This is a genomic window from Lutibacter citreus (assembly GCF_003260195.1).
Taxonomy (GTDB): Bacteria; Bacteroidota; Bacteroidia; order Flavobacteriales; family Flavobacteriaceae; genus Lutibacter; species Lutibacter citreus.
In genome coordinates this window covers 79,890-92,985 of the sequence record NZ_QEIH01000009.1, presented here as the reverse complement: position 1 = coordinate 92,985, position 13,096 = coordinate 79,890, and the positions used below count along the sequence as shown (strand labels likewise).

Sequence of the window (13,096 nt, the reverse complement as noted above, 5' to 3'; positions counted from 1 at the left end):
CTAGTATTTATTAATAATTGATATAATATTTTCTATATCCTCCGTATTCAAATTGCAATATAATGGCAAACACAAAATACATTCAGCAATACTTTCAGAAACTGGCATTTTTTGTTTACCAACATAATTTAAGGTATTTAACGATGGATAAAAATATCTACGAGGGTATATTTGAACTGCATTTAAAGCTTTTTGAACCTTTAATAAGGTTGCTTCGTTTTTAAAAATAACAGGATAGTAACTATAATTCCATGCTGTACCAGCTCTTAAGCTCATTTTATTTAATTTAGAAAAATCTAAATTTTTATTATAATAATCTACCACATTTTTTCTTCCTTCCAATATTTTAGGCATATACGGTAATACCGTTAAGCCCATGGCTGCTTGCATTTCGGAAAGCTTTCCGTTAACACCTACACCATAAAATTCTGTTGCAGATTTATGCCCAAAATTATGACTGTAAAAACTTTGTAATTCATAATTTTTATTATTACAAAATAACGCACCACCTTCACCAGTATGAAATACTTTTGTTGCGTGAAAACTACAAGTACTTATATCTCCATAATTAAAAAGTGAGTTCCCATTAAAAGTTACACCAAAACAATGGGCGGCATCGTAAATTACTTTTAAATTGTGTTTGGTAGCTATGGCTTCAATTACCTCAACATTACAAGGATTACCAAACACATGCGTAGCTAAAATAGCGGTTGTTTTTGAAGTTATGGCAGCTTCTATCATTGTTTCATCAATTGTTAAATACTCTGGATGAATATCTACAAAAACTGGAGTACAATTTTCCCAAACAATTGTTGAAGTTGAAGCTACATAACTAAATGGTGTGGTTATTATTTCTCCATTATTTCCAAAAAGCTTTAAGGCAATTTGTAATGGTATGGTACCGTTATTCATACAAACAACAGAAGAAACATTTAGGTAATGTTTTAGTTGTTCTTCTAATTCAAGTAACAATTCTCCACGGTTTGTTATCCATTCATTTTTCCATATACGGCTCAATTGTTGTTGGTATTCTTCAATAGGCGGTAAAAATGTTTTGGTAACGTTTATCATTTCCTTTTAATTATATTTTTTAATTCTGTTAAAGAATTTATTTTAAATACTACTGCTAAAAACAAGTATATTCCTGCGCCTAACAAACCCCCAATTACCAAACGGAGAGCATCATAGTTTATTTTGTCCTTTAAAAAATGGTCTTCAAAATAGACGAAAACACTTGCTATAAAAGCCATAAAAATAATAGGTACTAGATCTTTGGTTTGTTCCCATGCTGTATAGTTAATAAACTTTCCTGAATAATGCGTATTGATAAAAAAACCAACAACTGAAGTAAAAACAGCCCCATACAACAAGCCATAAATACCAAAATGAAAGGAAACAGCAACCACTAATACAATCATTATTTTTTTAACAATTTCTAATTTTAAAAACAAGTCACTCCTACCTTTCACTTTTAATACATTTAAATTATAGGCGTGGATTGGGAACAAAATACCATTCCAACACAGTATTTGAAAATAAGGTACGGCAGGTAACCATTTTTCAGTAAATAAAAACCGAAACAACGGCTCTGCTAATACCACCATTATTAATAATAGAGGTGCAACAAGAAAAATTACCAATTGCATAATTTTTTTATAGACACTTTTTAAGCGTACATCATCATTTTTAATTTCAGCAAATAAAGGAAAAGTAACTTTATTTAAAATAGTAGAAATATTAGTAACAGGAAATTGTTTTAAACTGTCTGCTCTATTATAAAAACCAACTTGTGCAGGGGCAAAAAATTTACCAATAATAATAGTATAAACATTTAAAAAAATCACATCTAATATTCCAGATAAAGTGAGTTTATAACCATAGTTAAAATGATAGTTAAATTTTTCTTTGTTAAAACTCCATGATGGTTTCCATTTTGTATAAAACCATAATTGCAATGTACTTACGGCAGATTGTATAATAGCCATATAAACCAAGCTCCAAACACCATAACCCAAATAAGCAAAAATAACTCCTGATAAACCACCTATAACTGTTGAAGGAATGGAAATTTTCATTTGAGTTTTAAAATCCATAAGCTTGGTTAAGCGAGTACTTTGAACCATTGAAAAAGCATTGATTATAAAAATAACGCCATACCATCTTGTTATTGAGGTTAAAATTTCTTGATCATAAAAATCGGCTATAAAAGGTGCGGTTGCAAATAGTATTACATACATTACAATACTGCCTATTAAATTAAAAAAGAATACTGTAGAATAATCTTCCTGTGTTGGGTTGTCGGTTCTTATAAGTGAAGAGCCAAGCCCTGCATTCATTAAAATTGAACCCAAGCCCATAAAAATTCCAATCATGGCAATAAGTCCAAACTCTTCTGGAAGTAGTAAACGTGCTAATAATATTGAAATAAAGAAACCTATTCCTTTATTACCAAATTGTTGTATGGCAGTCCAAAATACTCCAGATAATGCTTTTTTCTTTAATTCGCTCAAGATTTAATCTTTTATTAACTCTGGAAATTATGGGGTTAAAAAACTATTAACAAAGATATAATTTTAATCTTGCGTTAATGTTTATTTGTTTAATTATTGCAATATTACTATTTAATAATGTATTTAAAAACGGTATTAGTATTTTTAATAAATAACCCTATTATATTATGGTAATTCCTGCTTAAAAAAGCATTAAAAACAGTGTATAAACTTAAAATTGCAAGATATTGCTATTGAAGATTCATAAATACCGTAATTTTCTTTTCTTTTCATGAGATTGCCGCAGGTGTGTTTTCATTGCATTGCAAACACTTCCTCGCAATGACAGGATATAAAATGTTTACAGTTGAAGAGGTTGAGAAGAGTTTAATTTTCTTTTCATGAGATTGCCACGGATGTGTTTTCATTTCATTGCAAACTCTTCCTCGCAATGACGTGGTATGTTCATGAGATTGCCACGGATGTGTTTTTATTTCATTGCAAACACTTCCTCGCAATGACGTGGTGTGTTCATGAGATTGCCACGGATGTGTTTTTATTGCATTGTAAACACTTCTTCGCAATGACGGGTTATAAAATGTTTACAGTTGAAGAGGTTGAGAAGAGTTTAATTTTCTTTTCATGAGATTGCCACGGATGTGTTTTTATTGCATTGCAAACTCTTCCTCGCAATGACGTGGTGTGTTCATGAGATTGCCACGGATGTGTTTTTATTTCATTGCAAACACTTCCTCGCAATGACAGGGTATAAAATGTTTACAGTTGGGGAGGTAGTGAAGAGCTTACTTTTCTTTTCATGAGATTGCCGCAGATGTGTTTTCATTGCATTGCAAACACTTCCTCGCAATGACGTGGTGTGTTCATGAGATTGCCACGGATGTGTTTTTATTTCATTGCAAACTCTTCCTCGCAATGACGTGGTGTGTTCATGAGATTGCCGCAGATGTGTTTTTATTGCATTGCAAACTCTTCCTAGCGATGACGGTAAATAAAAAATGAATTGTAAAATGTAGATTGCTTCCTAGCATTGGCTGCTCGCAATGACGTATTATTTATTTTTCAAACGGATGCTTTGCCAATGGTTTTTTTACAAATGGATGATACTCTCCTTTTGCTCCAATTGGAGCGGCATGACGAATATTGTGTACTATCTCAATTGCTTGTCGTGGAGCTTCTATTCCATAACCATTTCCTTTTAAAATTTCTTGATAAGAAACTGTGTGCAGGTCTGTAAAACCTCCACTAAATTCTAATTCTTCTCCTTCAATAGTAATAGATCTGTACGTTCGCTGACCTTTTGCTTTTATTTCTTCTGGAAGTACATCATAATTTATTGATAAAAACCAACGAACTCTTGCTTTTTCAAATTCTAAATAACCTGCAGATCTATCGTGTGTATTTACATGTACTACGTTTTGTTTTAAATCTCCAAAAATCCAAGAAAGCATATCAAAAAAATGAACGCCTATATTACTTGCAATTCCTCCTGATTTTGATACATCTCCTTTCCAAGAGGTATAATACCAATGACCACGAGATGTTAAGTATGTTAAATCAACATCATAAACTTTATCTTTTGGTCCGTTTGCAATTTTTTCTTTTAATGCTATAATACTAGGATGTACTCTTAACTGTAAAATATTATGAATTTTATTGCCTGTTTCTTTTTCTATCTTTGCTAAAGCATCAATATTCCAAGGATTTAACACCAATGGTTTTTCGCAAATTGCATCTGCTCCTTGTCTTAACGCAAAACGTATATGAGCATCATGTAAATAGTTTGGAGTACAAATACTTACATAATCTAAAGTTGTTTTTTTATCATGAACTAGTTTTGAAATATGACGATCAAAACGTTCAAATTCAGTAAAAAAATCAGCACCTGGAAAAAAACTATCAATTATTCCAACACTATCAAATTTATCTAAAGCAGCTACCAAATTATTATTGGTTTCTTTTATTGCTTTCATATGACGTGGAGCTATATATCCACTTGCTCCTATTAATGCGAAATTTTTCATATAGTATTAACTCTTTTAACTAATTTTTTGAATTTCAAATTTATAAATAATGTAGCGTTCTTTTATAAATAATTACAATTTTATTTTAAAAGACGATATGCTACATTTGAAAATTCACGAATACGTTAATTTTAAATAAAAAACAATATGCGGAATTTAGTTCTGCAGTACAATTTTAACAAAAACACACTCCCTTTGATAAGTTCAGTGTAACAATAACACAATGATTTGCTTATAAAGTATTGTTCATGAGATTGCTTCGTTGCTGAGCTCCTCGCAATGACGTAGTGCTATTAAATTTCAACTTAAAATGATGAGATTGCTTCGCTGCTGAGCTCCTCGCAATGACGTAGTGCTATTAAATTTCAACTTAAAATCATCAGATTGCTTCGTTGCTAAGCTCCTCGCAATGACTTAGTGCTATTAAATTTCAACTTAAAAGATCAGATTGCTTCGTTGCTAAGCTCCTCGCAATGACTTAGTGCTATTAAAATTCAACTTAAAATGATGAGATTGCTTCGTTGCTAAGCTCCTCGCAATGACTTAGTGCTATTAAAATTCAACTTAAAATGATGAGATTGCTTCGTTGCTAAGCTCCTCGCAATGACGTAGTGCTATTAAATTTCAACTTAAAAGATCAGATTGCTTCGTTGCTGAACTCCTCGCAATGACTTAGTGCTATTAAATTTCAACTTAAAATGATGAGATTGCTTCGTTGCTGAGCTCCTCGTAATGACGTTATGATGTTAAATTTCAACTTAAAAGATCAGATTGCTTCGTTGCTGAGCTCCTCGCAATGACGTAGTGCTATTAAATTTCAACTTAAAATGATGAGATTGCTTCGTTGCTGAGCTCCTCGTAATGGCGTAGTGCTATTAAATTTCAACTTATAAAGATCTGATTGCTTCGTTGCTGAGCTCCTCGCAATGACGTAGTGCTATTAAATTTCAACTTAAAGATCTGATTGCTTTGTTGCTGAGCTCCTCGTAATGACGTTGCTTTGGTTCCTTGCAAAACACATACACTAACTCATTGCTTTCCCTATCTGATAATATTCAAATCCTTTTTCTTCTAAATTAAAAATATTATACTGATTACGACCATCAAATATTATTGGTGCATTTAATTGCAACTTAATTTCATCAAAATCTGGCGAGCGAAACTCTTTCCATTCGGTTAATAATAATAAAGCATCCGAATTTTTTAAAGTTTCATATTTAGAATTTACATAACTAACATTAGGAGTGTCTTTTAAATAAAATAATTGCGCTTCTTCCATTGCCTTTGGATCATATGCTTGAATTTTAGCACCTCTTCTCACCAATTCATTTATAATATATATTGAAGGCGCTTCACGCATATCATCAGTACCTGGTTTAAACGAAAGTCCCCAAATTGCAAATGTTTTACCTGACAAATCTTCACCGAATTTACGAACAACTTTTTCAGCAATTACCAACTTTTGAGCATCATTCACTTGCTCTACTGAACTAATTAATTTAGCATTGTAATTATGGTCTTCTGCAATTTTTTTTAAGGCTTTTACATCTTTAGGAAAACAAGAACCTCCATATCCACAACCAGGATAAATAAATCCATAACCAATTCTTTTATCTGACCCTATTCCTATACGCACCTGATTGGCATCTGCTCCAACTTTTTCACAAATATTTGCAATTTCATTCATAAATGAAATTTTAGTAGCTAACATAGCATTTGCTGCATATTTAGTCATTTCGGCTGAACGTACATCCATTGCAATAAATCGCTCATGTGACATACAAAACGGCGCATACAACTGTTTCATTTTTTCCAATGCTTCATCATCTTCAACTCCTATTACAACCCTGTCTGGTTTCATAAAATCGTGAATGGCAACTCCTTCCTTTAAAAATTCAGGGTTCGATACAATTTCAAAATCTATTTTCACCTTTCTTTTATCAAGTTCTTGCTGAATAGTAGCTTTTACTTTATCTGCAGTACCTACTGGCACAGTTGATTTGTCTACAATAATTAACTTGTGCTCCATTAAAGAACCAATATTACGTGCTACTTCTAACACATATTGTAAATCTGCAGAACCATCATCTCCCATAGGTGTTCCCACTGCAATAAAAACGATTTCTGCGGTTATAATAGCTTCTTTTAAATTAGTTGTAAATTGTAAAGTACCTCGCTCCATATTTTTTAACACCATGCTTTCTAATCCTGGTTCAAAAATTGGAAGTTTTCCTTTTTTTAAATTCTCTATTTTCTCTGAAACTATATCAACACAAGTTACTTTATTCCCCATTTCAGAAAAACAAGTTCCTGATACTAATCCTACATAACCTGTTCCTATAACTACTATTCTCATATTTTCAATTCTAAATAAATAATTCTAACACTATAATTCTGCATTTTTTATAAGCGAAAAATTTGATCTCAAAATTAATAAAGATAATTTTGATTAAATGCTATAACTTCGTCTTTTTTAAGGGTTATTTCGGTCTATTTAAAACTATTGTAACTGTAAATTATCAACTACCGAAATATACTTTTACCTCTCTTAAAATGAGTGAATAAAACCTTAACTTTTAAAAAAACCTAGGTAAAAAAATAAATAGGTGATTCATAAAAAATTGAGAAAACGCATACTATAAATTAAAGTTTCCCCTGAACTTTACAATTCAAAAAGCCTTTAACATCATAAATAATTCCATTTGGATTTAAAAACTTATTGAAATCGATATTCAAAAATTCTTTATGAGATACTGCCAAAACAATTCCATCAAATTTATTTTGAGGCATGTTTTTAAGTGTTTCAATATTATATTCCTTTTTTACTTCAGAAATATCAGCCCAAGGATCATATACAGTTACCTTGGTTCCAAACTGTTCCAAATTTTCGATAACATCTACTACTTTGGTATTTCTAACATCAGGGCAGTTTTCTTTAAAAGTAATTCCAAGAACCAATATTCGTGCATTTTTTACATGAATATCTTGCTGCACCAATAGTTTTACAACTTCAGAAGCTACATAATTACCCATGCTGTCATTCATTCTTCTTCCTGCCAAAATAATTTCAGGATGGTACCCAACTTCTTGCGCCTTTTGAGCTAAATAATAAGGATCAACACCAATACAATGGCCACCAACAAGACCAGGTTTAAACGGTAAAAAGTTCCATTTTGTTCCAGCTGCTTCTAAAACAGCACTGGTATCAATATTTAATAAATTAAATATTTTTGCCAACTCATTTACAAAAGCAATATTAATATCTCTTTGAGAATTCTCAATTACCTTAGCTGCCTCAGCAACTTTAATTGAAGGTGCTAAGTGAGTTCCTGCAATAATTACAGAAGCATATAATTTATTTACTTTCTCTCCAATTTCAGGTGTTGAACCAGCAGTAACTTTTAGTATTTTTTCAACCGTATGTTCTTTATCTCCTGGATTGATACGTTCTGGAGAATATCCTGCAAAAAAATCTTTATTAAAGGTTAATTCAGAAATTTTTTCTAAAATAGGAATACATACTTCTTCTGTAGCACCAGGGTATACTGTTGATTCGTAAATCACAATATCATTCTGATTTAATACAGCACCAACGGTTTCACTAGATTTTACCAACGGTGTTAAATCTGGCTTATTATTGCTATCTACTGGTGTTGGAACGGTTACTATATAATAATTACAATCTCTTATATCTTCTATTGAAGTGGTGCAATACAAACCTTTTTCATCAGTATCCACTTCCGTTTTTAAAACGGCTTGCAAAACTTCATTTTCTACTTCAAGAGTTACATCGTTTCCTTTTTTAAGTTGAGAAACTCTTTCTTTATTAATATCAAACCCAATAACATTGTATTTTGTAGCAAATAAACGCGCTAATGGCAAACCTACATATCCTAAACCAATTATTGCTATTTTTATATCTTCCTGCATTTTAATTCTATAAATTTTCCCAGTACCATTTAACTGCTTCTCCCAACCCTTTTTCAATTGAAAATTGTGGATTGTAACCTAATAATTTTTTTGCTTTTTCTATAGACGCCAATGAATGAGGTATATCACCCACCCTATTTGGACCATGTTCAATTTTAACATCGGCTATCTTTTCATCAAAATCGGTTAATTTTTTTCTTAAATTTAAAACTAAATCATTTAATGTTGTTCGTTCACCGTAAGCTACATTATATACTTGGTTTAATGCTTCTTTGTTTGTTGAACTAATAGCTAACAAATTCATTTGAATAACATTATCTATATATGTAAAATCTCTTGAAAACTCTCCGTTACCATTAATAATAGGCGATTCATGATTCATAAATTGCTTTACAAATTTTGGAATTACCGCCGCATAAGCTCCGTTTGGATCTTGCTTTCTGCCGAATACATTAAAATAACGTAAACCAACCGTATTTAAACCATAAGTTCTGTGAAAAACATCAGCATATAATTCATTTACATATTTAGTAATGGCATATGGTGATAAGGGTTTTCCTATTGTATCTTCTACTTTTGGAAGTTCTTTTGAGTCTCCGTATGTTGAAGAACTCGCTGCATATACAAATCTTTTAACTCTTGCATCTCTTGCTGCAATTAACATATTTAAAAAACCAGAAATATTAACATCATTTGTAGTAATAGGATCTTTAATAGACCGTGGCACTGATCCCAACGCTGCTTCATGAAATACAAAATCTACTCCATCGCATGCATTTTTACAATTATTAAGGTTTCTAATATCACCTTCTAATAGTTGAAAATTAGGGTTTTTAAACAAATGCTCAATATTATCTCTTTTTCCTGTTGAAAAATTATCTAAACAAACAACCTCATTATCTAACTCTAATAAAGCTTCACATAAATTTGAACCTATAAAACCGGCTCCACCAGTAACCAATATTTTGCTGTTTTTTATATATCCATTTTCCATTTTAAATCTTTTTCAAATTATACACATCAACAGTTTATATATAATATTACTTTTTATATTTATTTACATAAAACTCAACAGTTTTTAAAATTCCTGTTTCAAAATTCTCATTGGCTTTCCAACCTAATTTTTTTTCAATTTTACTAGCATCAATGGCATATCTATAATCATGACCTGCTCTATCTTCAACATATGTTATTTGATCTTTATAACTAGTATCTTTAGGTACAAGTTCATCTAAAATTTCACAAATTTTTGTTGCTATATAATTATTATCACGTTCATTTCTTCCTCCAATATTATAAACCTCACCTGCATTACCACTATCGTATACTGCTTCAATTCCGGTGCAATGATCTAAAACATACAACCAATCTCTAATGTTTTTACCATCTCCATAAATAGGAATGGCTTCTCCTGAAAGTGCTTTTCTAATTACCGTTGGAATTAGCTTCTCATCATGTTGATTTGGCCCATAGTTATTTGAACAATTTGTGATAACTACATTTAATCCATAGGTATGAAAATAACTTCTAACTATTAAATCACTACTTGCTTTTGAAGCGCTGTATGGTGAATTTGGAGCATACGGAGTACTTTCTGTAAACAAACCTGTTTCTCCTAAAGTTCCATAAACTTCATCTGTTGAAACATGTAAAAATCGTGCTTTTTCAAAACCATTTTTAATCACAAAAGGTTTTTCCATCCAATATTTGTAGGCAACATCTAACAATGTAAAAGTACCTTTTACATTTGTTTCTATAAAAACATCAGGCCCACTTATAGAATTATCTACATGAGATTCGGCAGCTAAATGTATTACACCTTGCACTATATAATGTTGAAAAACACGCTCCATTAAATCACGGTCACAGATATTTCCTTTTACAAAAGTGTAGTTCTTAGAATTTTTAACCGAATCTAAATTACCTTCATCACCTGCATAAGTTAAAGAATCAACAACTACTATTTTATATGATGGATGTTTATCAATTAAATATTTAACAAAATTTGAGCCTACAAAACCAGCTCCACCAGTTACTAATATTGAATTCATATACTATTTATTTTTTTTAAACATTTGCTTAATGATACTTCCCATTTAGGAATTTGAATACTAAATGTATCTTCTATTTTTCGAGTATCTAATATACTAAATTTTGGTCTTTTAGCCTTTGATTTATACATTTTTGATGATACTGGATTTATAATACATGTCTCATTGGTGTTTTTTAAAATTTCTTTTGAAAATTGATACCAACTACACATTCCTTTATTTGAATAATGATACACCTCAACATCTTTATTATCAATTTTGGGAATTATACCTAATATAACGCGTCCTAAATCTAAAGCGTTTGTTGGTGATCCTATTTGGTCTGAAACTACATTTATTGATTCATTTTCTTTAAACAAGCTCAACATTGTCTTCATGAAATTTTCGCCATATAAAGAATACATCCAAGAGGTTCTTATAATAACACAATTTTTTGGGTTTAGTTCAAGAAGCGCTTTTTCACCTTTTAATTTAGAGACTCCATAATTATTCTTAGGCATAGTTACATCCGTCTCTAAATACGGTATTTCCGAATTTCCTTTAAACACATAATCCGTTGAAATATGAATCAGTTTAATTTTATTCTTTTTTGAAATTAGTCCAAGATTCTTAACCGCTTTATGATTAATTTTATTGGCCAACTTAAATGCATTCTCTGCACCATCTACATTAGTATACCCTGCACAGTTAATAATTACATCAATTCTATTATCATTAACAAATTTTTCCACTAATTGAAGATTGGAAATATCTAGTGGATCTTTATCTGTAAAAAAATACTTAAAATTATTAAACTCTTTAGATAGTTCCTTTATAGAAGACCCTAATTGACCTTTAGAACCTGTAATTAAAATATGCATTATTTTATAAAATTTGGCTCAAAAACATCAGCATCCTTAAATAGAGGTTGCAACTTATCTTTTTCTGAAATTGTTAATGTTTCAATTGGTAATTGCCAATCTATATTTAATTCAGGGTCACTAAACAAAATGCCTCTTTCAGAATCTTTATTATAATAGTTATCTACTTTATAGCCAAAAATAGTTCCTTCAGCTAGAGTAACATACCCATGTGCAAAACCCTTAGGCACAAACAATTGGTATTTATTCTCTTCACTTAGTTCTACTGCTATTTTTTTCCCAAATGTTTTCGAACCTTTTCTAATATCTACAACTACATCCAATACCTTTCCTTTTATAACTCTCACTAATTTACATTGTGCATAAGGAGGCAATTGATAATGCAATCCTCTTAATACATTACTTGAAGATTTGGCTTCGTTATCCTGACAAAAATTTATAGTTTCTCCGATAAAACTTTCTATTACTTCTTTTTTAAAAACTTCGTAAAAATAACCACGGTCATCACTATGAACATTTGGTTTACAAAGTATTACATCCGGTATTTCTGTTCTAATTAATTTCAATTTATTTTGAATTTGCTATTCTTAATATATAGTTACCATAATTATTATTTTTATAAACTGTTGCCAATTCTAATAACTGACTTTTATTTATAAACTTCATCTCAAAGGCAACCTCTTCAATACATGCAATTTTTAACCCTTGTCTTTTTTCAATAGTTTGTATAAAATTGGATGCTTCCAACAAAGAATCTTCTGTGCCAGTATCTAGCCAAGCGAAACCTCTACCTAATAACTCCATTTTTAAATTATTATTAGATAAATAAGTTTGATTTACGGCTGTAACCTCTAATTCTCCACGTTTACTTGGTTTAATACTTTTAGCAATTTTAATTACATTATTAGGATAAAAATATAACCCTACAACAGCATAATTACTTTTTGGATTTTCTGGTTTTTCCTCTATACTTAATACATTCCTATTTTTATCCAACTCTGCAACACCATACCTTTCAGGATCCTGAACGTAATAACCAAAAACAACTGCTTTTTTCTCCTCTTTAACATCTCTTACAGCTTCATTTAAGCGTTTTTCAATTCCAGAGCCATAAAAAATATTATCACCTAAAACTAAACAAACATCATCATCTCCTATAAATTCTTCTCCTAGAATAAAAGCTTGCGCCAAACCATCTGGTGTAGGTTGCTCTTTATAAGAAAATTTCATTCCTAAAGATCTTCCATCACCTAAAAGTTTTTCAAAATTTGGTAAATCTTGAGGTGTAGATATTATTAAAATTTCCTTAATTCCAGCCAGCATTAAAATTGATAATGGATAATAAATCATTGGCTTATCATAAATAGCTAACAATTGCTTAGAAGTTCCTTTTGTAATAGGGTGTAAACGTGTACCTGACCCTCCTGCTAAAATAATTCCTTTCATATCTTCGTATTCTAGGTTTTAGCAAAAATAGTTATTTAATATTGATTAACCATCCAACTAATAAACTATGAACTTAATAAAATCACAAAAAAGATGAAGGTTTAATTAAAAAATGAAATAAGAAACTGTTTACCAAATTTGAGCAAAAAAACACTAATAAACCAAATAAACCGTGCGTAAAACAATATAATACACGTATTTAACTACATAAATAGCATTTTATTTGTTTGTTTTTATTTTTTTTAGTAATTTCAAGCCATAAATATATTTTTTATCTG

The 13,096-nt window shown here is 30.6% G+C and carries 11 protein-coding genes; all 11 read right to left on the bottom strand.

The genetic code is table 11. The features are described from left to right. The 11 genes from DAD81_RS17685 to rfbA all read right to left on the bottom strand — a co-directional run bounded on the left by DAD81_RS17685 (position 1) and on the right by rfbA (position 12,818). Positions 1–1,071 (bottom strand): DegT/DnrJ/EryC1/StrS family aminotransferase, encoded by a 1,071-nt coding sequence (locus tag DAD81_RS17685; RefSeq protein WP_111709639.1) that lies wholly within the window; start codon positions 1,069–1,071, stop codon positions 1–3. After that, positions 1,068–2,510 carry a lipopolysaccharide biosynthesis protein gene (locus DAD81_RS17680; RefSeq protein WP_111709638.1) on the bottom strand — a complete coding sequence of 481 codons (1,443 nt, stop codon included), beginning with the start codon at positions 2,508–2,510 and terminating at the stop codon, positions 1,068–1,070. Before DAD81_RS17680 ends, DAD81_RS17685 begins: the two co-directional genes overlap by 4 nt. A gap of 269 nt (positions 2,511–2,779) precedes the next feature. Beyond that, positions 2,780–3,073: a hypothetical protein gene (locus DAD81_RS20765; RefSeq protein WP_157961178.1), complete on the bottom strand. Its 294-nt coding sequence runs from the start codon at positions 3,071–3,073 to the stop codon at positions 2,780–2,782. A gap of 489 nt (positions 3,074–3,562) precedes the next feature. Then, a complete protein-coding gene (locus tag DAD81_RS17670; protein ID WP_111709636.1) occupies positions 3,563–4,531 on the bottom strand; it encodes a Gfo/Idh/MocA family protein in 969 nt (322 codons plus the stop codon). Between the two features lie 1,024 nt (positions 4,532–5,555). Further along, on the bottom strand, positions 5,556–6,887 hold the full coding sequence (locus DAD81_RS17665; RefSeq protein ID WP_111709635.1) for a UDP-glucose dehydrogenase family protein: 1,332 nt from the start codon (positions 6,885–6,887) through the stop codon (positions 5,556–5,558). A 287-nt stretch (positions 6,888–7,174) separates the two neighbouring features. Further along, on the bottom strand, positions 7,175–8,461 hold the full coding sequence (locus tag DAD81_RS17660) for a nucleotide sugar dehydrogenase (RefSeq protein ID WP_111709744.1): 1,287 nt from the start codon (positions 8,459–8,461) through the stop codon (positions 7,175–7,177). A 7-nt stretch (positions 8,462–8,468) separates the two neighbouring features. Beyond that, the gene (locus DAD81_RS17655) at positions 8,469–9,455 is read right to left on the bottom strand and encodes an SDR family oxidoreductase (protein WP_111709634.1); all 987 of its coding nucleotides are present in this window, start codon (positions 9,453–9,455) and stop codon (positions 8,469–8,471) included. A 46-nt stretch (positions 9,456–9,501) separates the two neighbouring features. Further along, a complete protein-coding gene (rfbB, locus tag DAD81_RS17650) occupies positions 9,502–10,512 on the bottom strand; it encodes a dTDP-glucose 4,6-dehydratase (protein ID WP_111709633.1) in 1,011 nt (336 codons plus the stop codon). After that, positions 10,509–11,372 (bottom strand): dTDP-4-dehydrorhamnose reductase, encoded by an 864-nt coding sequence (gene rfbD / locus DAD81_RS17645; RefSeq protein WP_245949345.1) that lies wholly within the window; start codon positions 11,370–11,372, stop codon positions 10,509–10,511. Before rfbD ends, rfbB begins: the two co-directional genes overlap by 4 nt. Beyond that, positions 11,372–11,938: a dTDP-4-dehydrorhamnose 3,5-epimerase gene (gene rfbC, locus DAD81_RS17640; RefSeq protein ID WP_111709631.1), complete on the bottom strand. Its 567-nt coding sequence runs from the start codon at positions 11,936–11,938 to the stop codon at positions 11,372–11,374. Before rfbC ends, rfbD begins: the two co-directional genes overlap by 1 nt. A 1-nt stretch (position 11,939) precedes the next feature. Beyond that, entirely contained in the window at positions 11,940–12,818 is an 879-nt protein-coding gene (gene rfbA / locus DAD81_RS17635; protein ID WP_111709630.1) for a glucose-1-phosphate thymidylyltransferase RfbA, read from the bottom strand. Positions 12,819–13,096: the final 278 nt, after the last annotated feature.

Bases quoted from the DNA above. Each gene is read 5' to 3' on its own strand.
- DAD81_RS17685 (WP_111709639.1), bottom strand. From the start codon at position 1,071: ATGATAAACGTTACCAAAACATTTTTACCGCCTATTGAAGAATACCAA.
- DAD81_RS17670 (WP_111709636.1), bottom strand. From the start codon at position 4,531: ATGAAAAATTTCGCATTAATAGGAGCAAGTGGATATATAGCTCCACGT.
- DAD81_RS17665 (WP_111709635.1), bottom strand. From the start codon at position 6,887: ATGAGAATAGTAGTTATAGGAACAGGTTATGTAGGATTAGTATCAGGA.
- DAD81_RS17660 (WP_111709744.1), bottom strand. From the start codon at position 8,461: ATGCAGGAAGATATAAAAATAGCAATAATTGGTTTAGGATATGTAGGT.
- DAD81_RS17655 (WP_111709634.1), bottom strand. From the start codon at position 9,455: ATGGAAAATGGATATATAAAAAACAGCAAAATATTGGTTACTGGTGGA.
- rfbB (WP_111709633.1), bottom strand. From the start codon at position 10,512: ATGAATTCAATATTAGTAACTGGTGGAGCTGGTTTTGTAGGCTCAAAT.
- rfbD (WP_245949345.1), bottom strand. From the start codon at position 11,372: ATGCATATTTTAATTACAGGTTCTAAAGGTCAATTAGGGTCTTCTATA.
- rfbA (WP_111709630.1), bottom strand. From the start codon at position 12,818: ATGAAAGGAATTATTTTAGCAGGAGGGTCAGGTACACGTTTACACCCT.